This is a genomic window from Rhodococcus sp. HM1 (assembly GCF_023218075.1).
Taxonomy (GTDB): domain Bacteria; phylum Actinomycetota; class Actinomycetes; order Mycobacteriales; family Mycobacteriaceae; genus Rhodococcus.
This window is the reverse complement of sequence record NZ_JALPTB010000028.1, coordinates 32,086-56,084: the sequence shown is the minus strand read 5'-3', so window position 1 is coordinate 56,084 and position 23,999 is coordinate 32,086. Positions and strand designations below refer to the sequence as shown.

General features: G+C 69.7%; 26 protein-coding genes. 23 read left to right on the top strand and 3 right to left on the bottom strand.

Annotated elements, in window-relative coordinates; translation table 11 throughout:
* The first annotated feature begins 43 nt into the window (after positions 1–43).
* The 5 genes from proC (at position 44) to M1M07_RS16095 (ending at position 3,889) form a co-directional block, all read left to right on the top strand.
* Complete coding sequence (proC, locus tag M1M07_RS16115) at positions 44–862, top strand: pyrroline-5-carboxylate reductase (protein ID WP_197250590.1); 819 nt, start codon at positions 44–46, stop codon at positions 860–862.
* Between the two features lie 145 nt (positions 863–1,007).
* Positions 1,008–1,247 carry a helix-turn-helix domain-containing protein gene (locus M1M07_RS16110; protein ID WP_197250589.1) on the top strand — a complete coding sequence of 80 codons (240 nt, stop codon included), beginning with the start codon at positions 1,008–1,010 and terminating at the stop codon, positions 1,245–1,247.
* Positions 1,248–1,444: 197 nt separating this feature from the next.
* Positions 1,445–1,546 carry an AURKAIP1/COX24 domain-containing protein gene (locus tag M1M07_RS16105; protein ID WP_003402602.1) on the top strand — a complete coding sequence of 34 codons (102 nt, stop codon included), beginning with the start codon at positions 1,445–1,447 and terminating at the stop codon, positions 1,544–1,546.
* A 280-nt stretch (positions 1,547–1,826) separates the two neighbouring features.
* A complete protein-coding gene (locus tag M1M07_RS16100; protein ID WP_197250588.1) occupies positions 1,827–2,894 on the top strand; it encodes an NAD-dependent epimerase/dehydratase family protein in 1,068 nt (355 codons plus the stop codon).
* The gene (locus tag M1M07_RS16095; RefSeq protein WP_197250587.1) at positions 2,891–3,889 is read left to right on the top strand and encodes a lysophospholipid acyltransferase family protein; all 999 of its coding nucleotides are present in this window, start codon (positions 2,891–2,893) and stop codon (positions 3,887–3,889) included. The genes M1M07_RS16100 and M1M07_RS16095 overlap by 4 nt, the downstream gene beginning before the upstream one ends.
* An 18-nt stretch (positions 3,890–3,907) precedes the next feature.
* Here the strand turns inward: M1M07_RS16095 and M1M07_RS16090 are convergent, their stop codons facing one another.
* Positions 3,908–4,912 carry an HAD-IB family hydrolase gene (locus tag M1M07_RS16090; RefSeq protein ID WP_197250586.1) on the bottom strand — a complete coding sequence of 335 codons (1,005 nt, stop codon included), beginning with the start codon at positions 4,910–4,912 and terminating at the stop codon, positions 3,908–3,910.
* 149 nt (positions 4,913–5,061) lie between these two features.
* Here M1M07_RS16090 and M1M07_RS16085 point away from each other — a divergent pair, with 149 nt between their 5' ends.
* The 11 genes from M1M07_RS16085 (at position 5,062) to M1M07_RS16040 (ending at position 14,290) form a co-directional block, all read left to right on the top strand.
* Positions 5,062–5,352 carry a glutaredoxin family protein gene (locus tag M1M07_RS16085; RefSeq protein ID WP_248674864.1) on the top strand — a complete coding sequence of 97 codons (291 nt, stop codon included), beginning with the start codon at positions 5,062–5,064 and terminating at the stop codon, positions 5,350–5,352.
* 159 nt (positions 5,353–5,511) lie between these two features.
* On the top strand, positions 5,512–6,381 hold the full coding sequence (locus M1M07_RS16080; RefSeq protein WP_197250584.1) for a redox-sensing transcriptional repressor Rex: 870 nt from the start codon (positions 5,512–5,514) through the stop codon (positions 6,379–6,381).
* Complete coding sequence (locus tag M1M07_RS16075) at positions 6,378–7,799, top strand: glutamyl-tRNA reductase (RefSeq protein ID WP_197250583.1); 1,422 nt, start codon at positions 6,378–6,380, stop codon at positions 7,797–7,799. The genes M1M07_RS16080 and M1M07_RS16075 overlap by 4 nt, the downstream gene beginning before the upstream one ends.
* On the top strand, positions 7,796–8,815 hold the full coding sequence (hemC, locus tag M1M07_RS16070; protein WP_197250582.1) for a hydroxymethylbilane synthase: 1,020 nt from the start codon (positions 7,796–7,798) through the stop codon (positions 8,813–8,815). Before M1M07_RS16075 ends, hemC begins: the two co-directional genes overlap by 4 nt.
* 63 nt (positions 8,816–8,878) lie before the next feature.
* A complete protein-coding gene (locus tag M1M07_RS16065; protein WP_248674863.1) occupies positions 8,879–10,444 on the top strand; it encodes a bifunctional uroporphyrinogen-III C-methyltransferase/uroporphyrinogen-III synthase in 1,566 nt (521 codons plus the stop codon).
* A 72-nt stretch (positions 10,445–10,516) separates the two neighbouring features.
* Entirely contained in the window at positions 10,517–11,494 is a 978-nt protein-coding gene (gene hemB / locus M1M07_RS16060) for a porphobilinogen synthase (RefSeq protein WP_197250580.1), read from the top strand.
* Entirely contained in the window at positions 11,491–12,036 is a 546-nt protein-coding gene (locus M1M07_RS16055; protein WP_248674862.1) for a hypothetical protein, read from the top strand. Before hemB ends, M1M07_RS16055 begins: the two co-directional genes overlap by 4 nt.
* Before the next feature lie 103 nt (positions 12,037–12,139).
* A complete protein-coding gene (locus tag M1M07_RS32785) occupies positions 12,140–12,274 on the top strand; it encodes a hypothetical protein (RefSeq protein ID WP_269437511.1) in 135 nt (44 codons plus the stop codon).
* 47 nt (positions 12,275–12,321) lie between these two features.
* A complete protein-coding gene (locus M1M07_RS16050; protein ID WP_248674861.1) occupies positions 12,322–12,798 on the top strand; it encodes a hypothetical protein in 477 nt (158 codons plus the stop codon).
* 70 nt (positions 12,799–12,868) lie between these two features.
* Positions 12,869–13,072, top strand: a complete 204-nt coding sequence (locus M1M07_RS16045; protein WP_197250577.1) for a heavy-metal-associated domain-containing protein — start codon at positions 12,869–12,871, stop codon at positions 13,070–13,072.
* A 21-nt stretch (positions 13,073–13,093) separates the two neighbouring features.
* Positions 13,094–14,290 carry a sorbosone dehydrogenase family protein gene (locus M1M07_RS16040; protein ID WP_248674860.1) on the top strand — a complete coding sequence of 399 codons (1,197 nt, stop codon included), beginning with the start codon at positions 13,094–13,096 and terminating at the stop codon, positions 14,288–14,290.
* 3 nt (positions 14,291–14,293) lie between these two features.
* On the opposite strand, the gene M1M07_RS16035 is transcribed toward M1M07_RS16040, so the two are convergent.
* Positions 14,294–16,228 (bottom strand): acyl-CoA dehydrogenase, encoded by a 1,935-nt coding sequence (locus M1M07_RS16035; RefSeq protein ID WP_248674859.1) that lies wholly within the window; start codon positions 16,226–16,228, stop codon positions 14,294–14,296.
* Positions 16,229–16,409: 181 nt separating this feature from the next.
* Here M1M07_RS16035 and hemL point away from each other — a divergent pair, with 181 nt between their 5' ends.
* The 7 genes from hemL (at position 16,410) to M1M07_RS16000 (ending at position 23,725) form a co-directional block, all read left to right on the top strand.
* A complete protein-coding gene (hemL, locus tag M1M07_RS16030) occupies positions 16,410–17,735 on the top strand; it encodes a glutamate-1-semialdehyde 2,1-aminomutase (protein WP_197250574.1) in 1,326 nt (441 codons plus the stop codon).
* 57 nt (positions 17,736–17,792) lie between these two features.
* Positions 17,793–18,443, top strand: coding sequence for a histidine phosphatase family protein (locus tag M1M07_RS16025; protein WP_197250573.1), 651 nt, complete (start codon positions 17,793–17,795; stop codon positions 18,441–18,443).
* On the top strand, positions 18,440–19,045 hold the full coding sequence (locus M1M07_RS16020) for a TlpA disulfide reductase family protein (RefSeq protein ID WP_197250572.1): 606 nt from the start codon (positions 18,440–18,442) through the stop codon (positions 19,043–19,045). Before M1M07_RS16025 ends, M1M07_RS16020 begins: the two co-directional genes overlap by 4 nt.
* Before the next feature lie 95 nt (positions 19,046–19,140).
* Positions 19,141–19,920 carry a cytochrome c biogenesis CcdA family protein gene (locus M1M07_RS16015; protein WP_248674874.1) on the top strand — a complete coding sequence of 260 codons (780 nt, stop codon included), beginning with the start codon at positions 19,141–19,143 and terminating at the stop codon, positions 19,918–19,920.
* A 103-nt stretch (positions 19,921–20,023) separates the two neighbouring features.
* Complete coding sequence (locus M1M07_RS16010; protein ID WP_197250571.1) at positions 20,024–21,682, top strand: cytochrome c biogenesis protein ResB; 1,659 nt, start codon at positions 20,024–20,026, stop codon at positions 21,680–21,682.
* Positions 21,679–22,701, top strand: coding sequence for a c-type cytochrome biogenesis protein CcsB (gene ccsB, locus M1M07_RS16005; protein WP_197250570.1), 1,023 nt, complete (start codon positions 21,679–21,681; stop codon positions 22,699–22,701). Before M1M07_RS16010 ends, ccsB begins: the two co-directional genes overlap by 4 nt.
* 55 nt (positions 22,702–22,756) lie before the next feature.
* The gene (locus M1M07_RS16000) at positions 22,757–23,725 is read left to right on the top strand and encodes a MinD/ParA family protein (RefSeq protein ID WP_197250569.1); all 969 of its coding nucleotides are present in this window, start codon (positions 22,757–22,759) and stop codon (positions 23,723–23,725) included.
* On the opposite strand, the gene M1M07_RS15995 is transcribed toward M1M07_RS16000, so the two are convergent.
* Complete coding sequence (locus M1M07_RS15995) at positions 23,707–23,907, bottom strand: hypothetical protein (RefSeq protein ID WP_197250568.1); 201 nt, start codon at positions 23,905–23,907, stop codon at positions 23,707–23,709. The genes M1M07_RS16000 and M1M07_RS15995 overlap by 19 nt on opposite strands.
* Positions 23,908–23,999 lie beyond the last annotated feature (92 nt).

Below are 23,999 nucleotides of genomic sequence, written 5' to 3'. Positions count from 1 at the left end.
GGCGGCCTAGGCCCGGTTCCGGCGGCGTGGCAGGCTTACGGCCATGACGAGAATTGCGGTTATCGGTGGCGGCAGAATCGGCGAGGCCCTCGTCTCGGGCCTGCTGCAGGGTGGATTCGCGACGAAGGACCTCGTCGTCTCCGAGAAGTTCCCGGCCCGAGCCGAGACGCTGGCCCAGGAGTACTCGATCCGCGTGACCGGCTCCGTCGCGGACGCCGCCGAAGGCGCCGACGTCCTGGTCGTCGCGGTCAAGCCCGGTGACGTGGACGCCGTCCTCAACGACCTGGCCAACGCGGACCTCGAGGGTGATCGCGAACAACTGCTGCTGTCGCTGGCGGCGGGGATCCCCACCGCGCGGTACGAGAACAAGCTGCCCGCCGGCTTCCCGGTCGTGCGGGCCATGCCGAACACTCCGATGCTCGTGGGCGAGGGTGCCAGCGTCATCGCTGCGGGCCGGCATGCCAAGGCCGACCACCTCGAGCTGGTGCGCGAGATCCTGTCGTCCGTCGGCACCGTGACGGTCGTCCCCGAATCCCAGATCGACGCGGTCACCGCGGTGTCCGGTTCCGGTCCGGCCTACTTCTTCCTGATCGCCGAGGCGATGATCGACGCCGGTGTCTCGCTCGGCCTCAGCCGCGCGGTGGCGACCGAACTGGTCGTCCAGACGATGACCGGTTCGGCGGCGATGCTCGACCGCTCCGGGGAGAACGCGGCGGACCTCCGCGCGGCGGTCACCTCGCCCGGCGGAACCACCGCGGCGGCCGTCCGCGAACTCGAACGCCACGGGGTGCGCACTGCCTTCTACGAGGCGCTGACCGCAGCCCGCAACCGGTCGGCCCAGCTCGGCTCAACCGGAGAGTAGAACACGGACGGATCGGACGGCGTGTCAAATTCGTCGTCCGCACCGTCGCACAGGAACCAATCGTCACGCTAAGCTCGGATTAGCACGTGCGTGTCTGTTCCGCCGGAGGGGAAGCCGGCGGCGCGGGACGTGCCGGAGGTGTCCAATGGTTTCTGGAAACACACCGTCGAAGGGGCAACAGCCTCAGGACGGACAGTCGGTCCTCGCCGGCACCCAGTTCCTCACCGTGGCCGAGGTTGCGGCGTTGATGCGGGTATCGAAGATGACCGTGTACAGGTTGGTCCACAGTGGCGAGCTGCCTGCCGTGCGCGTGGGACGGTCGTTCCGCGTCCACGCAAAGGCCGTTCACGACTACTTGGAGACTTCGTACTTCGACGTCGGGTAACTGTCGTCGGGCGCATCGACGAGCGGAGCGGACCTCGTTTTCGTTCGGCGGATTCGCCCCGGTACGATTGCAAGTCGTCGTACCGGCCAGCCGGTGTCGTAAGGCGCTGCGCTCGTCACCACGGGGCCCAGCGTCGACATACAGGCGTACGTCACCGGCGTGCGCAGGACCGATAGAGAGAACGAGGGAAGCCCACCATGGGTTCTGTGATCAAGAAGCGCCGCAAGCGCATGTCGAAGAAGAAGCACCGCAAGCTGCTCCGCCGTACGCGCGTTCAGCGTCGTAAACTCGGCAAGTAATTTCGACATTCCGGATGCCCGTCACCGTTTCGGTGGCGGGCATCCGGCATTCCGGGGGTGATTCGTCCGTTGTGCGGACTTCGGGAAGAGTGTTGACCTCTGTGTAATGCGGTGTCGCGCAACTCACCGTATTGTTGGGACCCATACCGCGCGAGAGTCGTTCCGTGATACGAGTCGATTCGGTCGACACCACGAGGTCGGTCTGCCGACATGACGAGCGCCGGTTCGCCGAGCACGTGGGGTCCGGAGAGCCGGTAGGTCTGGAAACAGGGGGTTGTGCGTGACTTCGACTGCTGACATCGAGCCGCCGAAGGTAGCTCTGGTGACCGGTGCCAGCCGTTTCCTCGGCGGATTCCTCGTCACCCGGCTCGCTCAGAATCCGGCGATCGAAAGGGTCATCGCGGTCGACACCCAGTCGCCCACCAAGGACATGCTCCGCCGCATGGGCCGCGCCGAGTTCGTCCTCGCCGACATCCGGAACCCCCTGATCGGCAAGGTCATCCGCAACATGGACGTCGACACCGTCGTCCACGCGTCGACGGTGACCAAGGCCCCCAAGTCCGGTAGCCGCACCGCCATGAAGGACATGAACGTCCTCGGTGCCATGCAGTTGTTCGCGGTGTGCCAGAAGGTGCCGTCCGTCCGGCGCGTGGTGCTGCGGTCGTCGTCGGTGGTGTACGGATCCAGCGCCAAGGACCCCGCCAAGTTCACCGAGGAGATGAGCGCCCGTCGTCGGCCGACCGGCGCCTTCGCCCGCGACATGATCGAGATCGAAGGTTATCTGCGGGGTCTGGCCCGCCGGCGCAGCGACATCTCGACCACGATCCTGCGGCTCGCCCCGACCGTCGGGAACCGGATGCCCGGTTCGGTGTCCACATATCTGACCTCGCCGTTGGTGCCGACCGTGTTCGGGCGCGACGCCCGGCTGCAATTGCTGCACGAAGAGGATGCGCTGGGCGCACTCGAACGAGCCACCGTCGCCGGTCCCGCCGGGACCTTCAACATCGCCGGGGACGGCGTCGTGATGGTCTCGCAGGCCGTCCGCCGCGCGGGCGGGATCCCGGTTCCCATGCCGTACGGGCTCTTCCGCACGGCGGGACAGGCCCTCATGGGATCCGTCATGAAATCGTTCACCAAGGAAGAACTCGACTACTTCCACTTCGGTTGCGGACTCGACACCACCCGGATGCGTACCGAACTCGGGTTCGAGCCGCGCTGGACGACGATGGACGCACTCGACGACTTCGCCCGCAGCATCGGGCTGAGCCGCATCGTGAAGACCGAATGGGTCGATCGAGCCGAATCGATGGTGCTCTCCGCACTGGGAGAGAGGACGGAGGCGCGATGACGCAGGTTGCAAAGGTCATTCCGCTGCACGGCGGACCGAATGCGCAGCGCCGCGGCGGTGCGAGACCCGGCAGCGGTCATCCCGCCGGCCGCGACCTCGAGCCCTTCGATCTGCCGAAACAGCACACCCCGGCGGACGGTTTCCTCGACGACCTCCGCCGGACCCTGATCGAGCAGGTCACCGGGACCGCCGAGTTCGTGCGGCGCCGCATGACCGGTGACTACGACGTCGACGACTTCGGATTCGATCCGCACTTCACCGAGCACGTCGTGATGCCGGTGCTGCGGCCGCTGTTCGACAAGTGGTTCCGCGTCGAGGTCCGTGGCATCGACAACATCCCCGCCGACGGCAGCGCCCTCGTCGTCGCCAATCACGCCGGCACCCTGCCGCTCGACGCGCTGATGACCTCGGTCGCGGTGTGGGACCAGGCCCACCGGCCGCTGCGGATGCTCGCCGCCGACCTCGCCTTCGACATGCCGGTCATCGGCAACGTCGCCCGCAAGGCCGGCCACACACTCGCCTGCCACCCGGACGCCGAGCGGCTGCTGCGCGACGACCAGGTGGTCGCGGTGTTCCCCGAGGGCTACAAGGGCCTGGGCAAACCGTTCCGCGAGCGGTACAAGCTGCAGCGGTTCGGCCGCGGTGGATTCGTGTCCGCGGCACTGAAGACGCGCGCCCCGATCGTGCCGTGCTCGATCGTCGGTTCGGAGGAGATCTACCCGAACATCGCCGACCTCACGTCGCTCGCGCGGGTGCTCGGCCTGCCCTACTTCCCCGTCACGCCGTTGTTCCCGGCCCTCGGTCCGCTCGGCCTCGTGCCGCTGCCGTCGAAGTGGTACATCGAGTTCGGCACCCCGATCACCACCGACGTGTACGACGACGCGGCCGCCGACGACCCGATGGTGCTGTTCGAGGTCACCGACCACGTGCGGGAGACCATTCAGCAGACGCTGTACAAGCTGCTCACCCGGCGCCGCAACGTCTTCCTCGGGTGACGCGCACCGGAACCGGAACTACGCGGCGCGGTCCCGCCGCCGCCCGAGCAGGACCGCGAGCGCTCCGCCCGCCGCACCGATCCCCAGCGCGGTCGGCACACCGATCCGCGCGGCCTTGCGGGCGGTCCGGAAATCCCGGATCTCCCAGCCGCGGGTCTTTGCGAGTTCCCGCAGGTCCGCGTCGGGATTGATCGCGACGGCCGTACCCACCAGCGACAGCATCGGCACGTCGTTGTGGCTGTCGGAGTAGGCCGTGCACCGCTTGAGGTTCAGGCCCTCCCGGATCGCCAGGGCACGCACCGCGTGCGCCTTGCCGAGCCCGTGCAGGATGTCGCCGACGAGCCGGCCCGTGAAGACGCCGTCCTTCGATTCGGCGACCGTACCCAGGGCGCCGCTCAACCCGAGCCGCTTGGCGATGACGTCGGCCAGTTCCACCGGGGTCGCGGTGACCAGCCACACCTGCTGGCCCGCGTCGAGGTGCATCTGCGCGAGCGCGCGCGTGCCCGGCCAGATCTTGTCGGCGATGATCTCGTCGTAGATCTCCTCTCCCAGGCGGCGCAGTTCCTCCGTCGACCGTCCCTGCACGAACGACAACGCCTTCTCGCGGCCGCTCGCGACGTCGTTCGAGTTCTCCTTGCCGGTGACCCGGAACTTCACCTGCTGCCAGGCGAACTCGAGCAGATCGGTCTTGCGGAAGTAGTCCCGCGCGACCAGACCCCGGGCGAAATGGATGATCGAGGCGCCCTGCACCATCGTGTTGTCGACGTCGAAGAACGCCGCCGCGGTCAGATCGCGCGGCGCGGGGGTCGCGGCCTCGGTTTCGATCCCGGCCTCGACCTCGGCCTCGGCGCGCGCCTCGTGCAGCGCCAGTGCGGCGTCGGCGCTGGCCTCACCGGCCAGGTTCGCGCGCACCTCGGCCTCGCTGGGACCGAACTTGCTGAACCACCGGCGGCGTCCCGGTCGGATGAGGCCGGACAGAAACTCGCCGATTCCCCACCCGTACGGCAATGAACGTCCAGGCACTCGCACCTCCGTGTCACGACGGCCGTGTCGCCGCGGGCAACGGACGACGCGCCCAGCCTAGCCCGCGACCGGACCGCATTCCGGGCGGGAGCGAACGCACGGACCGGGTGTGACGTTCATCTCGACCGGCGATGGCGCACAGTAGGGGAATGACAGAGCCTCGACAGGACGCCGCCGGCGCCTCCGCACCCGCCCACGAAGTCACTCTCCTCGTCCGCGCCGGCTGCGGCGCGTGCGCGCCCGCACGCGCTCGGCTCGAGCAGGTGTGCGAGGAGTTCGGGCTCACTCCGACATGCGTCGACGTCGACGCCGCTGCCGCAACGGATCCCGAGCTGCGCGCCGAATTCGGGGACCGGTTGCCGGTCGTTCTACTCGACGGCCGCGAGCACAGTTACTGGGAGGTGGACGAGCCGCGACTCAGGGCCGATCTCGCTCGCTGACCACGGTCGGCGCGGTCCGTCGCGCAGGTAGCGAGCACATTCGGGGCCCTTCGAGCAACTTTGTGCATGGCTTCACAAGCGGTTACCGTGGTGTGAACGAAACCCCGGATCACCGTGAGGACCGACGTGTATCCGTCGGCCGGACGAGGAGCCACGAACGTGACAGAGCTGCACCCCCCGCAGGGCGACGACGCCCGCGACAACGCCGGGGGCGGCGGGGGTGCCTCTCCCGGAGTTCCGGTGCGCGACATCCCTCAGGCTACTGTGACGCGTCTCGCGACCTATCTGCGGGTCCTCGGTGGGCTCGCGGACGCCGGGACGCTCATCGTCTCGAGCGAGGAACTCGCGACCGCGTCCGGGGTCGGATCCGCCAAACTCCGCAAGGACCTGTCGTTCCTCGGCCCCAACGGGGTTCGCGGCGTCGGCTACGACGTGCTGCGCCTGCAGGCGCGCATCGAGAACGCGCTCGGCCTGGACCAGGGACACCGCGTGGTGCTGGTCGGCGTCGGCAATCTCGGTCGTGCGCTCGCCCGGTACCCGGGTTTCGACCGCCGCGGATTCACCATGGCCGGCCTGTTCGACTCCGATCCGCAGATCGTCGGCACCCGTGTGGGCGATCTGACGATCCGCCACGTCGACGGCCTCGAGTCCGGTGCCCGCGAACTCGGCGCGACCATCGGGGTCGTCGCGACACCCGGTGAGGCCGCCCAGCAGGTGTGCGACGTCCTGGTCCGTTCCGGGGTGCGCAGCGTCCTGAGCTTCGCTCCGACGCCGCTCGAGGTGCCCGAACACGTCGAGGTCCGCCGCGTCGATCTTTCCGTCGAGATGCAGGTGCTCTCGTTCAACAGCGCCCGCAACGACGAACTCGCACACGCTGCCGGGGACGCACGTCCCACCGGAATGGGGCAGCCGATGAGTTCCCGCGCTACCGCGGTGAAGGCAACGAGCGCCCCGCACCGGGCCTCGTCCGGGAAGTCGGGCCCGCTGGGTTCGACCGTGACAAGAAACGGATCGGTGATCGCGCCGTGAGTGTTCTCCTCGTCGGGATCTCGCACCGGAGTGCCCCGGTGTCAGTGCTCGAGAAGGTCGCGGTCACCGACACCGACCGACCGAAGCTGACCGACAAGATGATGTCCTCCGGGCACATCTCCGAGGCGATGATCGTCTCCACCTGCAACCGGGTGGAGATCTACGCGGTCGTCGACGCGTTCCACGGCGCCCTGGCCGACGTCAGCGCACTGATGGCCGAGCATTCCGGTCTGACCCTGTCCGATCTGCACCGGCACGCCTACGTGCGGTACAGCGAGGCCGCCGCCGAGCACCTGTTCTCGGTCGCCAGCGGCCTGGACTCGATGGTCGTCGGGGAACAGCAGATTCTCGGCCAGATCCGCGCCGCCTATGCCAGCGCGGACGCGCAGCAGGCCGCGGGCCGGGCACTGCACGAACTCGCCCAGCAGGCGCTGCGCGTCGGCAAGCGCGTCCACAGCGAAACCGGTATCGACGCCGCCGGCGCCTCGGTGGTGTCGGTCGCGCTGGACAAGGCCGGTGCCCGGCTCGGTGGTCTCGCCGGCCGCACCGCCGCCGTCGTCGGTGCCGGTGCGATGGGCGGTCTCGCGGTCGCGCATCTGACCCGGGCCGGGATCGGGCGGATCATCGTGGCCAACCGCACGCGCGAGCGCGCCGAACGACTCGCCGAAACGGCCCGCGGCAACGGCGTCGAGGCCGAGGTGGTCGCGTTCGGTGATCTCGCGTCCGCGCTCGCCTGCGCGGATGTCGCGGTGACCTGTACCGGCGCGGTCGGAACCGTCGTGACCCTCGCCGACGCACACCGCGCGCTCGCCGAGCCCGGCCGCGGATCGGACCGCCCCCTCGTCATCTGCGACCTCGGCCTGCCGCGCGACGTCGACGCGTCCGTCTCGGGTCTTCCCGACGTCACCGTCTTCGACATGGAGGCGTTGCAGAACGATCCCGCCGCCGGCGCGGCCGCATCGGATGCCGAGGCCGCCCGCGCGATCGTCGCCGCCGAACTGTCCGACTACCTGACCTCTCAGCGTCTCGCCGAGGTCACCCCGACCGTCACCGCGTTGCGGCAGCGCGCCGCCGAGGTCGTCGAGGCCGAGCTGATGCGTCTCGAATCCCGGCTGCCCGATCTCGACGAGGGGGAACGCGGCGAGGTCGCGCGCACCGTCCGTCGCGTCGTCGACAAACTCCTGCACGCGCCGACCGTGCGCGTGAAACAACTGGCCTCCACTCCCGGCGGCGACCAGTACGCCGAGGCATTGCGTGAACTGTTCGAACTGCGTCCGGGTGCGGTCGAGGCCGTCGCCATGCCCATGACGAAGGAACCGGGTGCCCTGGCGGAGCCGGTCGGCACCGACCTGTCCGCAGCTCTCGATCCCGCCCTCACAACGGAGCTGCGGACTCCACGAAAGGACAGGCAGGCATGAGCGCCGAGGCCGCATCGGTCACCCGGAGCGACGACCGGGCCGGCAGCCGCACGTTGCGTATCGGAACGCGCGGCAGCCTCCTCGCGACCACGCAGGCGGGCACCGTCAGAGACGCACTGATCGCCGCCGGGCATCCCGCCGAGCTGGTGATCATCACGACCAAGGGCGACGTCACCGCAGGCCCGGTCCAGCGGATCGGCGTCGGCGTGTTCACCGCCGAACTGCGTGAGGCGCTGCTCGCCGGCGAGGTCGATCTCGCCGTGCACTCGTACAAGGACCTGCCCACCTTCCAGGATCCGCGCCTGGTCATCGCCGCGGTCCCGCCGCGCGAGGATCCCCGCGACGCGCTCGTCGCGCGGGACGGCCTGGTGCTGGGCGAACTGCCGCCCGGATCGAAGGTCGGCACGTCGGCGCCGCGTCGCCGCGCGCAGCTCGCCGCGCTCGGTCTCGGCCTCGACATCCAGCCGCTGCGCGGCAACATCGACACCCGGCTCGGCAAGGTCGAATCCGGCGAGCTCGACGCGATCGTCATCGCCCGCGCCGGTCTCTCCCGCATCGGCCGGACCGACCGCATCACCGAGTCCCTCGAACCGGTGCAGATGCTGCCGGCACCGTCGCAGGGGGCACTTGCCGTCGAGTGCCGTGCCGACGATCCGGAGATGATCGCCGTGCTCGCCGAGCTCGACGACCCGGCCAGCCGCGCCGCCGTCGACGCCGAGCGTGCACTGCTCGCCGAACTCGAGGCCGGGTGCACCGCGCCCGTCGGGGCGCTCGCCGAGGTCGTCGAATCCCTCGACGACGACGGCCGGGTGTTCGAGGAGCTGTCGGTGCGTGGCTGTGCCGCCGCGATCGACGGTTCCGACGCGATCCGCGCGAGCGCGGTCGGACCGCTCGAGCGTGCCACCGAGCTCGGTCGCGCCGTCGCCCGGGAGCTGCTCGACCTCGGAGCCCGCGACCTCATGGCCGCCGACGAAGGTGCCGGCAGACCGGCAGAAGAAAGTGCAGCAGATGTTTGACGCCCTGCCTTCCCGTTTCCGATTTCCCGATACCGCAGATTTGATCGCACTGGAGAATCACCGATGAGCCGAGTCCGCAAGCACACTCCCGGACGGATCCTGTTCGTGGGATCGGGGCCGGGCGACCCGGCGCTGCTCACCGTGCGCGCACGCGACGTGCTGACGAGCGCCACCATGGCCTTCACCGACCCCGACGTGGACAAGGCCGTCGTCGCGCTCGTCGGCCGCGACGCCGGCCGCTACCCGGAGACCGGGGAACCGATCGCCGAGGTCCGTCCCGCGCTGGGCGAGCCCGCCGAGGTCGCGAAGACGCTGGTCGCCGAGGCCAGGAACGGCCACGACGTGGTGCGTCTGGTCGCCGGGGATCCGATGACGACCGATTCGGTGATCGCCGAGGTCAACGCCGTCTCCCGCACCCAGGTGGTGTTCGAGGTCCTGCCGGGCCTGCCGTCCGGCTCGGCCGTCCCCAGCTACGCCGGCATGGCGTTGGGTTCGTGCCACACCGAGGTCGACGTCCGCGGCGAGGTGAACTGGGCTGCGCTTGCCGCCGCACCCGGCCCGCTCGTGCTGCACGCGACCTCCGGTCACCTGGCCGAGACGGCGAGTGCCCTCGTCGAGCACGGTCTCGCGCCGCAGACCCCGGCCGCGATCACGGTGCGGGGCACGACCCGTCAGCAGCGCACCGTCGAAGCGACCCTCGCGACCCTCAACGACGCCGGATCCGAGCTGGTGGGCCCGCTGATCGTCACGGTCGGCAAGGTCGTCTCGCACCGCAACAAGCTGTCGTGGTGGGAATCGCGCGCCCTGTACGGCTGGACGGTGCTGGTGCCGCGCACCAAGGATCAGGCCGGTGAGATGAGCGATCGTCTCGTCACCCACGGTGCGATTCCCATCGAGGTGCCGACCATCGCGGTCGAGCCGCCGCGCAGCCCCGCCCAGATGGAGCGGGCCGTCAAGGGCCTGGTGGACGGTCGCTACCAGTGGGTGGTGTTCACCTCCACCAACGCGGTGCGCGCGGTGTGGGAGAAGTTCGAAGCGTTCGGTCTGGACGCACGTGCGTTCTCCGGCGTGAAGATCGCCTGCGTCGGTCAGGCCACCGCGGACAAGGTGCGGTCGTTCGGTATCACCCCGGAGCTGGTGCCGACGGGGGAGCAGTCCAGCGAGGGCCTGCTCGCCGAGTTCGCGCCGTACGACGACGTGTTCGACCCGGTCAACCGGATCCTGCTGCCGCGCGCCGACATCGCGACCGAGACGCTCGCCGAGGGATTGCGCGAACGCGGCTGGGAGATCGACGACGTCACCGCGTACCGCACCGTCCGGGCCGCGCCGCCGCCGGCCGAGACCCGCGAGATGATCAAGACCGGTGGTTTCGACGCGGTGTGCTTCACCTCGTCGTCGACGGTCCGGAATCTCGTCGGTATCGCCGGTAAGCCGCACGCGCGCACGATCGTCGCCTGCATCGGTCCCAAGACCGCGGAGACCGCGATCGAGTTCGGTCTGCGGGTCGACGTGCAGCCCGAGACCGCGCAGGTCGGTCCGCTGGTCGAGGCGCTCGCCGAGCACGCCGCCCGGCTGCGCGCCGAGGGCGCTCTGCCGCCGCCGCGCAAGAAGTCCCGAGCCCGGCGCTGACTCCACTCGTGCGCGGTTTCGGTAGCCACCGCTACCGGAACCGCGCACGACTCGTATCGGAAGGTGTGAACCGTGTATCCGGAATTTCGTCCCCGCAGGCTGCGTACCACCCCGGCGATGCGGCGACTCGTCGCCGAAACCTCGCTCGAGCCAAGACATCTGGTGCTGCCGATGTTCGTCGCCGACGGGATCGGCGCACCCCGCGAGATCTCGTCGATGCCCGGCGTCTTCCAGCACACGTTCGACTCGCTGCGGGCCGCGGCGACGACGGCGGTCGAGGCGGGCGTCGGCGGTCTGATGCTGTTCGGTGTGCCGCGCCCGGAGGACAAGGACGCGCGCGGATCCGGCGCCACCGATCCCGACGGGGTGCTCAACCGGGGGCTGCGGGATCTGCGCGACGAACTCGGTGACGCGACGGTGATCATGGCCGACACCTGTCTCGACGAGTTCACCGATCACGGGCACTGCGGTGTGCTCACCGAGTCCGGGCGGGTCGACAACGACGCGACACTCGAGCGCTACGCGGAAATGGCTGTGGCGCAAGCAGAGTCGGGTGCGCATCTGCTCGGTCCGAGCGGAATGATGGACGGGCAGGTCGCGACGATCCGCGCGGCTCTCGATGCGGCCGGCTTCCAGGACGTCGGGCAGCTGGCGTACGCGGCCAAGTATGCGTCGGCGTTCTACGGCCCGTTCCGCGAGGCCGTCGGATCGTCGCTCGAAGGTGATCGCCGTACCTACCAACAGGATCCGGCGAACCGGCGCGAGGCGCTCCGGGAGGTCGACCTAGATCTCGCCGAGGGGGCGGACCTGGTGATGGTCAAGCCGGCGATGTCCTATCTCGACATCCTGCGCGAGGTCGCGGATCGTTCCGACGTTCCCGTTGCGGCGTACCAGATTTCGGGAGAGTACTCGATGATTACGGCCGCCGCGCAGAACGGCTGGATCGACCGTGACGCCGCCGTCCTCGAGTCGCTGACGAGCATCCGTCGCGCCGGCGCCGACATCGTCCTGACCTACTGGGCCGCCGAGGCTGCAGGCTGGTTGTCGTGACCGGGCCCATGCCGATGCCCACGCCGGGGCAGAGGCCGGTCGGTGAACAGCGTCCGATGCCCGTCGACGTCGGAACGGCGTACCAATTGTGGTGTGGCGTCCTGATTCTCGGAATTGTGTCGGCGGTCACAAGTCTGGCCGTGATGTGGCGTGATCGTCAGGCGTTCGTCGATCGATTGATGGATCAGATGCCGGAGATGTCCGGATCCGAGGCGATGACGCGCGACGATTTCCTCGCGCTGATTCCGTTCGGTCTGGGCGTGGCGGCGGTCGGCAGCTTCGTGATTCTCGGCTTGCTCTATCTCGTCGTGCGACAGATGCGCCGCGGAAAGAACTGGGCGCGCATGCTGTTGACGCTGGTCGGGGTCTTCATGACCCTGTCGACGGTGCCGACGCTGTTCGGCGTGGGCGCCGGTACGGGCGTCGAAGGCTGGGTGCTCGGCATCGTCGGCATCCTCCAGTCGGTGCTGACGGTGGGCGCGATCGTACTCATGCATCGGCGCGACGCAAATCTGTACTTCCTTCGGATTCCTAATAATTGAGCTTACGGAGAGGGTTTCATCCGGCTATTTGACCTTGCGCGCGTAGGGAGTACGGTGGGCTCGACCAACGGTCTGTGGCCGTACCCGACGAGCGTGAGGACTCATGCAGGTGGAACACCCGTACGTGGAACCGCGACCCTACAGCCGTCGACGTGAGGCGCTCCTGATCGGCCTCATCGCAGTCCTGGGTCTCGTGACGCTCGTGCTCCTGGTCGTTCCCGGCACCTTCTCGGCCTGACGGACTGCTGCACCCGACGGACGGCTCACGTTGAACGGCGTCTCACGTTGAACGGCAGTGCGCCCGCGCCGCTGTTCCACGAACCCGGCGCCCGCTGGCGGGCGGTCGCGTCGGGTCCGCTGTTCTGCCTCGTCGGTCTGCTGATCGAAGTGGCGACCGGGCCGGTCGTGCACTGGTTCGCGCTGCCGGTGATGGCGGTGGTACTGGCCGTTTTCGCGTACATCATGGTCGTCGCAGGCCGTCGGCACGTGAGTGTCGAACTGACCGAGACGGTGCTGCGGCAGGGGACCGAGGAGCTGCCCGTCGCCGACATCGAGGCGGTCCTGCCACCCGCAGATCCCGCGTCGCGGGACCCGGCCCGCTGGGAGAATGCGCGCACCCTCGGGGAGCTGTCCGGCGTACCGCGCAAGCGCACCGCCGTCGGATTGCGGTTGCGCGGTGGCACGTTCGTGAGGGCGTGGGCGAAGGACGATGCGGAGCTGCGCAGTTGCCTCGACGGCCTCGTGAGCGGGCGTGCGCGCTGACGGACCGGATGACGGCAGGTACCCCCTGGGGGTATCGTCGGTGGTGATGTCGAGACTCGAAGGAGCCACAATGCAGAACACCTACCGTGTCGAGGGCATGACCTGCGGACACTGCGTCTCCGCCGTGCGCGAGGAGATCTCCGCGATCCCCGGTGTCTCCGAGGTGGACGTGAACCTCGAGACCGGCACCGTCGTGGTTGTCAGCGACATCGAGTTGGATCCGAAGGCCGTCGCGGATGCCGTCGACGAAGCCGGATACGCGCTCGTCGCCTGATCCCGTGACCCGGCCGGCATCATGAGCAGCAGACTGCGCAGGACCGCCGGGTCCCTCCTGGCCGCCGCCACACTCGTGTGTGCGGCGGCCTCGTGCACGAACGCGGAGCCGCCCAGGACACCGGTGGCTAAGCCGCCCGGGGATACGGTGGAGGAAACCTCCGTGACGGTCCCCGCCGTGAGCGCCCCGCCGTCGGTCACCGTCGAGATACTGATCGACGGGCTGGACCATCCGTGGGACGTCGTCCGGGCTCCCGACGGCACGCTCCTCACCGGCGAGCGCGGCGGGCGTTTCGTCGTCCGCCGCCCGGACGGGCAGGTCACCGCGCTGCAGGCCGACCTGTCCGACCTCTACGCGGTCGGGGAGACCGGCCTGATGGGGCTGGCGCTGTCCGACGACTTCGCCACCGACCGGACCTTCTACTCGTGCCAGGGCCACCGTGACCCGGACGACGTGCGCGTGCTCGCCTGGACGGTCGACCCCGACTGGACCACCGCCACCCGGGCCCGCACCGTGGTCTCCGGCATGCCGGTCGCCGCGGGCGGCCGCCACGCCGGCTGCCGGATCCTCGTCCACCCGGACGGCACCCTCTACGTGGGCACCGGCGACAGCGCCCGCCCCACCGTCCCGCAGGACCGGGCGAGCCTCGGCGGCAAGGTGCTGCACCTGAACCCCGACGGAACACCCGCTGCCGGCAACCCGGATCCCGGCAGCCCGATCTACACCCTCGGCCACCGGAACGTGCAGGGACTGGCACTGCAGCCCGGCACCGGGCGCATCTACGCCGTCGAACAGGGCACTCGCCGCGACGACGAGGTCAACCTGCTCGAACCCGGCGGCAACTACGGCTACCGGCCCGACCGGGAACCCGGCCGCTACGACGAGTCGGTGCCCATGACCGACCCCGACCGGGTGCCCGGCGCGATCGGTGCGGTGTGGAGTTCCGGGTCCCCGACGATCGCGACACCGGGCCTCGCATTCGTCACCGGCGATGCGTGGGGGCCGTGGTCGGGAGCCCTCGTGGTCAGCAGTCAGCAGGCGGCCCGGCTGATCCTGTTGAAGCTGTCCGAGGACGGGCGCAGCGTCGTCGATTCCGCGACCCTGCTCGAAGACACCTACGGGCGGCTGCGGTCGCTGACCCCGCTGCCCGACGGTTCCCTGCTGGTGACCACGGACAACGGAGACGACGACCGCATCCTCCGGGTGATTCCGAACTGAGGTTCAGACCCGGCCCGCGTCGGTTCCCGGCCCGTCGAGCATCGCCGACCCCAGCAGGAATTCGGGCACGCCGAGTCCCTCGACGAGCGTCGCCGCGTGCGGGCGCAACGTCCGGCACCGCTCGTTGATGCCGCGCAGCACCGCCTTCGCCCGCTCCACGGACAGGTGCCGATGCTCCATGAACCACGCCTTGTCGTCCTCGATGACGCTCAGCGCGTACAGATCGCACACGTCCGACAGCAGTTCCCGGGCCGTCTCGTCCTCGCACGACTCGATCCCGGCGACGAACGCCTCGAGCACGACCCGGTCGATGTGTGCGCGGGCCGCGTGCAACACGTGGTCCTGCACGAAGTTGAACGCGTCGAACTGGCTCTCCTCCCGCTTCGACGCCGCCTGCAGCCGCCGCGCCGCCGTCGAGAGCAGGTACTGCTCGCGGTCCTCGAACATCGTGAGCTGCGTGCCCCGGTTGAACAGGCTGCCGTCCTCCTCGTTGTCCTGCCGGGTGTCGACGAGCGTCTGGATGATCTGCTGCGCCGCGGTGCGCTTCTTGACGATGTCGGAGACGGTGGTCGCCGCGAACCGCATCCACTCGACCGGGCTCATGCCACGCACCTCGTCGGCGTACGCGGTGAGCAGTTCCTTCGCGACGAGCTGGGTCAGGACGTGGTTGTCGCCCTCGAAGGTGGTGAACACGTCCGTGTCCGCCCGCAGCGACGTCAGCCGGTTCTCGGCCATGTAGCCGGCGCCGCCGCACGCCTCCCGGCACTCCTGGATCGCGCGGGTCGCGTGCTCGGTGTTCGCGACCTTCAGGCCCGCCGCGCGGCCCTCGAGCTCGCGCTGCTCCTGCGGGTCGACGTCCTCGACGGGGGTGGTCTGGATGCGGTGCATCGTCGAGATCAGCTCGTTCTGCGCGAACCCGAGCGCGTACGAGCGGGCGATGAGCGGCAACAGCCGGCGCTGGTGGACGAGGTAGTCGAGCAGCAGCACCTCCTGCTCGTCGTTCGGCGCGGAGAACTGGCGGCGCTGCAGCGCGTACTGCGTGGCGATCGTGAGCGCGACGCGCGCCGCGGCCCCGGCGGACCCGCCGACCGTGACGCGGCCGCGCACGAGGGTGCCGACCATGGTGAAGAACCGGCGGTTCGGGTTCTCGATGGGCGAGTGGTAGGTGCCGTCCGGGTCCACGTCCGCGTACCGGTTGAGCAGGTTCTCCCGCGGCACCCGCACCCCGTCGAAGCTGATGCGGCCGTTGTCGACGCCGGGCAGCCCGCCCTTGTATCCGCAGTCGGAGGTCGTCACGCCGGGCAGGTCGTTGCCGTGCTCGTCGCGGATCGGCACGACGAAGCAGTGCACACCCTCCGTCACGCCGCCGGTGATCAGTTGCGCGAACACCGCCGCGACCGTCGCGTGCTGTGCCGCCCCGCCGATGTAGTCCTTGCGCGCGGACGGGGTGGGGGAGTCGATGACGAACTCCTGCGTGGCCGGGTCGTATGTCGCGGTCGTCTCGAGCGCCTGCACATCGCTGCCGTGGCCGGTCTCGGTCATCGCGAAGCACCCGAGCAACTCGAGGTCGATGAGCGGGCGGATGTAGCGCTCGTGGTGCCGCTGCGTGCCCAGGTTCTCGATGGCACCGCCGAACAGGCCCCACTGCACGCCCGACTTGACCATCAGCGACAGGTCCGACATCGCGAGCATCTCGATCGACGCGACCGCGCTGCCGGGGTCGCCGGTGCCGCCGCTCGCCTCCGAGAAACCGGCCGACGCGTAGCCGGCCTCGGCGAGCAGCCGCATCTGGTCGAGGACGGTCGCGCGGGCCCGGTCCAGATCGGGGATGTGATGGGGAGCGAATTCCTCCCGTGCCAGGTCGGTGCGGGCCCGGGAGCGGGCCTGCCGCCACGCGCCGTCGAGAGTGTCACGGAGATGATCAGCTGTGGTCGCCATGAATCCGACCCTAGGGCGGTGCCCCTGCTGGTGCTGCGGTTCCGCGTGCGGCACGCCGTGAACCGGGTGCCGTGAATCGGCGTTCCCGCCGGACAACCGGTGTTCCCGCCGGACCGAGACGGAGGTCACGCACGCCCGGGTGCCTTTTGGCAAATCCGCCGAAACTGGGACACTGGAGGTCGTGACTGCGACCCCCGATGCCTCCCGCACCCACGACACTGCTTCCGCCGCCCTGTTCGACCGGGCGTCGAAGGTGACGCCCGGAGGCGTCAACTCGCCGGTTCGAGCGTTCGGTTCGGTCGGCGGAACCCCCCGGTTCATCGCCTCGGCCTCGGGCAGCACCCTCACCGACGTCGACGGCAATTCCTATGTGGACCTGGTGTGTTCGTGGGGGCCGATGATTCTCGGCCACGCGCATCCCGCGGTCGTGGAGGCGGTCCGCACCGCCGCGACGTCCGGTCTGTCGTTCGGTGCGCCGACCGCCGGTGAGGTCGAACTCGCCGAGGAAATCGTGGCGCGCATCGCGCCCGTCGAACAGGTCCGGCTCGTCAATTCCGGGACCGAAGCGACGATGAGTGCGGTGCGTCTGGCGCGCGGATTCACCGGCCGCAGCAAGATCGTCAAATTTTCCGGGTGTTATCACGGTCACGTCGACGCGCTGCTCGCCGACGCCGGCTCCGGTCTCGCGACCTTCGGCCTGCCCACCTCCCCGGGCGTGACGGGCGCGCAGGCCGAGGACACCCTCGTGCTGCCGTACAACGACCTCGAGGCCGTCCGTGCCACGTTCGCCGCCAACCCGGGGCAGATCGCCGCCGTCATCACCGAGGCGGCCGCCGGCAACATGGGTACCGTCCCGCCGCTGCCCGGGTTCAACGAGGGACTGCGGGAGATCACCCGCGAGCACGGCGCGCTGCTGATCATGGACGAGGTGATGACCGGGTTCCGCGCGAGCGCCACCGGCTGGCACGGCATCGACGGGGTGGCCGGCGACCTGATGACCTTCGGCAAGGTGATGAGCGGTGGCCTGCCCGCCGCCGCATTCGGTGGCCGCGCCGACGTCATGGCCCGTCTCGCCCCCGCCGGCCCGGTCTACCAGGCCGGCACCCTCTCCGGTAACCCGGTCGCGGTCGCCGCGGGTCTCGCGAGCCTGCGCGCCGCCGACGCCGACGTGTACGCGGCCCTCGACCGCAACGCCGCGACCCTGGGCCGGCTGCTCGACGAGGCCCTCACCGCCGAAGGCGTGCCGCACCGCGTGCAGAACGCCGGCACCCTCCTCAGCGTCTTCTTCACCGACGCGCCGGTGACGAACTACGACGAGGCGAAGGCCGCGCAGACCTGGCGCTTCCCGGCGTTCTTCCACGCCCTGCTCGAGCACGGCGTGTACGCCCCGCCGAGCGCCTTCGAGACCTGGTTCGTCTCGTCCGCCCTCGACGACGACGCCTTCTCGCGGATCGCCGACGCCCTGCCGCACGCCGCGAAGGCCGCCGCGGCGGCGACCGCCCCCTGACCTGACCCGACCCGCCTCCATCCCGATCCGCTGACGCCCGACGCGAGGAATACCCACGTGACCGAAACCGTCCCGTCCGAGAAGCGCACCATCGTGCACGTGCTGCGGCACGGCGAGGTGCACAACCCCACCGGCATCCTCTACGGCCGGCTGCCGGGCTACCGGTTGTCCGTCACCGGTGAGTCGCAGGCACGGTCGGTGGCGGCGGTGCTCGCCGACCACGACATCGCGCACGTCGTCGCGTCCCCGCTGGAGCGCGCGCAGCAGACCGCCGCGCCGATCGCCGAGAAGCACGGACTGCCGGTCCTCACGGACGAGAACCTCATCGAGGCGGGCAACCAGTTCGAGGGCCTGAAGGTCGCGGTGGGCGACGGCGCGCTGAGCCGTCCCCGGCACTGGTGGAAGCTGCGCGACCCGTTCACCCCCTCGTGGGGCGAGCCCTACCTGCAGATCGCGCATCGCATGCTCGCCGCCGTCAACGCCGCGCGCGTCGCCGCGGTCGGCCGCGAGGCGGTGTGCGTGAGCCACCAGCTTCCGGTGTGGACGCTGCGCCGATTCCTCGAAGGGGAGCGGCTGTGGCACGACCCGCGGAACCGGCAGTGCAGTCTCGCGTCTCTGACGTCTCTGGTGTACGACGGGGACACCCTCGTCGACATCGTGTACTCGGAGCCGGCCGGGGCCTCCGACCCGAATGTGCACGGCGCATGAGAAGGATCTTCGTGGTCGTCGCGGCGCTGCTGTGCAGCGTCGCGGCTCTGACGTCGTGCGCGACCGGTGACGACGCCGTCGCCACCGGCGGCACGTTCGATTTCGTTTCCCCGGGCGGTCAGACCCGCATCTTCTACGATCCGCCGGCCGAACGAGGCACCCTCGGTGACCTGTCCGGTGAGGACCTGATGAACGAGGGGCAGACGCTCTCGCTCGCCGACTACGAGGGCCAGGTCGTCGTGCTGAACGTGTGGGGTCAGTGGTGTGCTCCCTGCCGCAGCGAGGTCGGGGACCTCGAGCAGGTGTACGAGTCGACCAAGGACCTGGGCGTGCAGTTCCTCGGCATCAATGTCCGCGACAACCAGCGTGACAAGGCGCAGGACTTCGTCGTCGACAACAAGGTGGCCTATCCGTCGATCTACGACCCGGCGATGCGGTCGCTGCTCGCGCTGGGCCGCAACTATCCGACCTCAGTGGTGCCGACGACCGTGGTGCTCGACCGCGACCATCGCGTCGCCGCGGTGTTCCTCACCGAACTGCTCGCCGAGGACCTGCAGCCGGTGGTCGAGCGGATCGCCGCCGAACCGGCCGGACAGCAGTGATGACGAGTACGGCAGTGACGACGAGTACCGCAGCGTTCTCCGCGACCGACGCCGACACGGTGCTGGCGTCCGGGGTGGGTGACACCTTCCAGTCGATGGCCGCGAGCGGGCCGCTGCTGCTCGCCGCCGGTGCGTGCCTGCTCGCCGGGCTCGTCTCGTTCGCGTCGCCGTGCGTGGTGCCGCTCGTTCCCGGCTACCTGTCGTACCTGGCCGGGGTCGTCGGTGCAGAAGCACCGGCGGTCACCGAGGCGCAGGCCCAGGCCCGCACGACGACGCTGCGCAGCGACGGCCGGTTGCGGGTCGCCGGCGCCGCAGCGCTGTTCGTCGCCGGGTTCACCGTGGTGTTCGTCCTGGCCACCGCGTCCGTCTTCGGCGCGATCTCGTTGCTCTCGGTCAACCGTGACGTCCTGATGCGGGTCGGCGGGGTCGTCACCATCGTCATGGGCCTGGTGTTCGTGGGCCTGATCCCGGCGTTGCAGCGCGACACGCGGCCCGAACCGCGTCGGCTGTCGAGCCTGGCGGGTGCGCCGCTGCTCGGCGGCGTCTTCGCGCTCGGCTGGACCCCCTGCCTCGGGCCGACGCTGGCCGGGGTGATCTCGCTGGCGGCCGGCACCGAAGGCACGACGGCCGCGCGGGGTGTCGCCCTGATCGTCTTCTACTGCCTCGGGCTGGGTCTGCCGTTCGTGGTGCTGGCCCTGGGGTCGGCGCGCGCGTTGCGGGGGGTCGGCTGGCTGCGATCGCACGCCCGCACCGTGCAGATCTTCGGCGGCATCATGCTCGTCGCGGTGGGGGTCGCCCTGGTCACCGGCGCGTGGGACATGTTCGTGTCCTGGGTGCGGGACGCCTTCATCTCCGAGGTGACGCTGCCGATCTGACGGCAGAGGTCGCCACCAGTTCCGAACGTTTCGAGAGGCAGTACATGCAGCCCGATCAGATGGTCCCCGCGGGCAACCCCGGCGTCCCGGCAGGAGGGCGCCGGTGACCGCGACCGACACCCCGACCACCACGCCGCAGCCGGTGCCGCCTCGGCAGGGTCCGACCGGGCGCGCCGTCGCATTCGTGCGCAACACATGGCGCGGGCTGACGTCGATGCGCACGGCGCTGGTGCTGCTGTTCCTGCTCGCGCTCGCCGCCATCCCGGGTGCCCTGCTGCCGCAGCGCAGCCTCAACGCCGGCAAGGTCGACGAGTACATCGCCGCGCGGCCCACCCTCGGACCGTTCATGGACAAGCTCGAGCTGTTCGACGTGTTCGGCAGTTTCTGGTTCACCGCGATCTACGTGCTGCTGTTCGTCTCGCTCGTCGGGTGCATCCTGCCGCGGTGCGTCGAGCACTTCCGGGCGTTGCGCACCCGCCCGGTGCCGGCGCCGCGGAACCTGGGCCGGCTGCCGCACCACGCCGAGACGACCGTCGGCGGGAGCCCCGAGGAGGTTCTCGCCCGGGTCCGTGGGCAGCTGAAGGGCTGGCGCATCGCCGAACGTGCCGGGGGACCGCGCGCGAAGGACTGCGAGCTGACCCTGTCCGCCGAGAAGGGCTATCTGCGCGAGTTCGGCAACCTGGTCTTCCACATCTCCCTGGTCGGTCTGCTCTTCACCGTCGCCATGGGCAAGCTCTTCGGATACGAGGGACAGCGGATCCTCATCGCGCACGGGGAGGAGTTCTGCACGACCTCCCCGGCGTCGTTCGATTCGTTCCGTGCCGGTGTCACCCTGGACGGCACCGGGTTGAACCCGATGTGCATCCGCGTGAACGATTTCGAGGCGGACTACCTCGACAACGGTCAGGCCGAGATGTTCACCTCGAACATCGACTACCAGTACGGCGACGACATCACCTCGAACACGTGGCGTCAGGCCGAGCTGAAGGTGAACCATCCGCTGCGCGTCGGCAGCGACCGCGTGTACCTGCAGGGTCACGGATTCGCGCCGACGTTCACGGTGACCTGGCCGAACGGCGAGACCCGCACCGAGACGCTGCAGTTCGCCCCCGACGATCCGAGGACGTTCCTGAGCAGCGGCGCGATGCGGTTCGACCCGCCGGGCGGCATGTTCCCCGATGCCGACGAACGCCGCAGGAACCAGATCGCGATCGAGGGCCTGTTCGCGCCGACGGCCGCACTCCACGGGTCGCTGCTGTCGTCGGCATTCCCGAAGATGCTGGATCCGGCCGTCGCGATCGACATCTACAAGGGCGACGCCGGCCTCGACACCGGCAGCCCGCAGTCGCTGTTCTCGCTCAACGGCGAGCTGATCAACCAGGGTCGCCTGGTCAAGCAGGATCGGGTGAACCTGAAGCAGGGGGAGAGCGCTACGCTCGCGGACGGCACCCAGGTCCGCTTCGACGGCGCCACCGATTTCGTGAACCTGCAGGTCTCGCACGACCCGGCGCAGCAGTGGGTGCTCGTGTCGGCGCTGGCGATGATGGCGGGACTGCTCGTGTCGCTGCTGGTCAAGCGGCGGCGCGTCTGGGTCCGGGTGTATCCGGCCGGTACAGTGGCAGGCGGCGAACGACAAACCGTAGTAGAGCTCGGTGGTCTGGCCCGCACGGATCAGGCCGGCTGGGGTGACGAGTTCGACCGTCTGGTTGCGCGCCTGCTCGGTCACGACGCTGCCGGTTCGGCAGAGGAGAAGAACAGATGATTGCTCACGAGACGCTCGCGCGGTACAGCGACTGGGCTTTCGAATCGGCATTCGCCGTGCTGGTGCTGGCGCTGGTGCTGCTCGTCGCCGAGTACGCGACCCACCGGGCCGACCGGGTCGCCGAGCGCGAACTCGTCACCGCCGGTGCCCCCTCCGGGGGAACGCAGGTCCCGGGCCGCGTCGGCGGCCCGCCGACCCCGGGCCGCGTCGACGGTCCGCAGAGCCCGGGCCGCGTCGACGGTCCGCAGAGCCGGACGATGTCGGAGCGGCTCGGCAACATGGGTCGCGCCCTCGTGGTCGTCGTCGCCGCGCTGATGGTCGCCTCGATCGTGCTGCGCGGATTCGCCACCGAGCGTTTCCCGCTCGGCAACATGTACGAGTTCGTGGCGATGGCCTGCACCGCCGCGGTCCTGTTCGGCCTGGTGGCGCTCCGCAAGCCCGCCTACCGCATCATGTGGGTCTACCTGCTGGTGCCGGTGCTGATCCTGATGTTCCTCGCCGCGACCGTCCTCTATGCGGACGCCGCGCCCGTCGTGCCGGCTCTGCGTTCGTTCTGGTTGCCGATCCACGTGACGATCATCAGTATCGGCAGCGGCATCTTCCTCGTCTCCGGTGTTGCCAGCCTGCTGTTCCTGCTGCGCATCCGATTCCCGAAGGACGCCGAGGGGAGCGGTGTGTTCGGCCGCGTCGCCCAGCGCCTGCCGGACGCGCAAACCCTCGACCGCCTGGCCTACCGCACGACGATCATCGCCTTCCCGCTGTTCGGTGCCGGCATCATCCTCGGTGCGATCTGGGCCGAGGCCGCGTGGGGTCGGTTCTGGGGCTGGGATCCGAAGGAAACCGTCTCGTTCATCACCTGGGTCGTCTACGCGGCCTACCTCCACGCCCGCGCGACGTCCGGGTGGCGCAACACCCGTGCGGCCTGGATCAACGTGGCCGGGTTCGTCGCCATGCTGTTCAACCTGTTCATCATCAACATGGTGGTGTCCGGTCTGCACTCGTACGCCGGCCTGACCTGATCCTGCTATCGTCTCCGCGATCGTTGGTGGGGGCGAGAACAAGGGGGAACGGGCGATGCCGGACGGAACGAAGCGGGGGCCGTCGGCGCAGGATCTCGATGCGTCGCTGCTGGTGCGGCGGGTGGCGCCACCCCCGGCGCGGGGCTGGCGGCGGGCGCTCTACCGGGGTACGGGCGGTCGCATCAACGTCGGGGAGAACGGCCGCGACCGCAACCGCGGCGAACTGACCGACCAGGTCCGGCAGCCACTGCACGGCTGCTACCGCATCGCACTGCTCAGCCTCAAGGGCGGGGTCGGCAAGACCACGACGACGGTCACGCTCGGATCGACGTTCGCGGCGCTGCGCGGGGACCGGGTGATCGCGGTCGACGCGAACCCGGACCGGGGCACGCTCAGTCAGAAGGTGCCGTCGGAAACCCCGGCGACCGTGCGCACCCTGCTGCGCGACGAATCACGCGTGCGCACCTACGGCGACGTCCGCGCCTACACCTCCCAGAACCGGCACCGGCTCGAGGTGCTCGCCTCCGACAGCGACCCGGCGGTATCCGAGGCGTTCAGCGCGCAGGACTACGAGCAGGTCCTGTCGACGCTCGAGCGGTTCTACAGCATCGTGCTCACCGACTGCGGAACCGGGCTGATGCATTCGGCGATGCGCGCGATCCTCGAGAACGCCGACGCGCTGATCGTCGTGAGTTCCGGTTCGGTCGACGGCGCGCGCAGTGCCTCCGCGACGCTGGACTGGCTCGACGCGCACGGCTATCGGCAGCTGGTGGCGGAGTCGGTGGCGGTGGTCAACGCAGTGCGGCCGCGGTCGGGCAAGGTCGACATCGATCGGCTCGTCGGGCACTTCGCGCAGCGCTGCCGCGCGGTCCACGTGCTGCCCTTCGACCCGCATCTCGAAGAGGGCGCCGAGATCGATCTCGATTGCCTGCACGCAACCACCCGCCGCGCGCTGCTGGGGCTCGCGGCGGATGTGACCGCGGATTTTCCGCGGCGGTCGGGGAATCAGTCGCCGGGGTCCTGATCGGGGGCGGCCGGCCCTTCGGTGCGACGCCGGTGTACCTCGCGATCGACCTTCCATAGGAATTCGGGATCGTCGTCCGGACCGAGAGCGCGTCCGGATTGCGTGTGCATTGCCGGACCGAACGCCTTCCACAGCAGAACCGCGAGTGTTACCGCACCGATGAATGCCAGCAGATAGAGCACGATGCACCTCCTTGCCGTGGACGCGCCCCTTGTCGGTCCGGACCGGGCCGTGGGCGACTCTTCCGCCAGTCTATGCGCCCCGACCAGCGGGG

Excerpts from the sequence above, each read along its gene's own strand:
- proC (WP_197250590.1), top strand. The coding sequence starts at position 44 with ATGACGAGAATTGCGGTTATCGGTGGCGGCAGAATCGGCGAGGCCCTC.
- M1M07_RS16110 (WP_197250589.1), top strand. The coding sequence starts at position 1,008 with ATGGTTTCTGGAAACACACCGTCGAAGGGGCAACAGCCTCAGGACGGA.
- M1M07_RS16105 (WP_003402602.1), top strand. The coding sequence starts at position 1,445 with ATGGGTTCTGTGATCAAGAAGCGCCGCAAGCGCATGTCGAAGAAGAAG.
- M1M07_RS16095 (WP_197250587.1), top strand. The coding sequence starts at position 2,891 with ATGACGCAGGTTGCAAAGGTCATTCCGCTGCACGGCGGACCGAATGCG.
- M1M07_RS16085 (WP_248674864.1), top strand. The coding sequence starts at position 5,062 with ATGACAGAGCCTCGACAGGACGCCGCCGGCGCCTCCGCACCCGCCCAC.
- hemC (WP_197250582.1), top strand. The coding sequence starts at position 7,796 with ATGAGCGCCGAGGCCGCATCGGTCACCCGGAGCGACGACCGGGCCGGC.
- M1M07_RS16065 (WP_248674863.1), top strand. The coding sequence starts at position 8,879 with ATGAGCCGAGTCCGCAAGCACACTCCCGGACGGATCCTGTTCGTGGGA.
- M1M07_RS32785 (WP_269437511.1), top strand. The coding sequence starts at position 12,140 with ATGCAGGTGGAACACCCGTACGTGGAACCGCGACCCTACAGCCGTCGA.
- M1M07_RS16045 (WP_197250577.1), top strand. The coding sequence starts at position 12,869 with ATGCAGAACACCTACCGTGTCGAGGGCATGACCTGCGGACACTGCGTC.
- M1M07_RS16040 (WP_248674860.1), top strand. The coding sequence starts at position 13,094 with ATGAGCAGCAGACTGCGCAGGACCGCCGGGTCCCTCCTGGCCGCCGCC.
- M1M07_RS16035 (WP_248674859.1), bottom strand. The coding sequence starts at position 16,228 with ATGGCGACCACAGCTGATCATCTCCGTGACACTCTCGACGGCGCGTGG.
- M1M07_RS16020 (WP_197250572.1), top strand. The coding sequence starts at position 18,440 with ATGAGAAGGATCTTCGTGGTCGTCGCGGCGCTGCTGTGCAGCGTCGCG.
- M1M07_RS16015 (WP_248674874.1), top strand. The coding sequence starts at position 19,141 with ATGGCCGCGAGCGGGCCGCTGCTGCTCGCCGCCGGTGCGTGCCTGCTC.
- ccsB (WP_197250570.1), top strand. The coding sequence starts at position 21,679 with ATGATTGCTCACGAGACGCTCGCGCGGTACAGCGACTGGGCTTTCGAA.
- M1M07_RS16000 (WP_197250569.1), top strand. The coding sequence starts at position 22,757 with ATGCCGGACGGAACGAAGCGGGGGCCGTCGGCGCAGGATCTCGATGCG.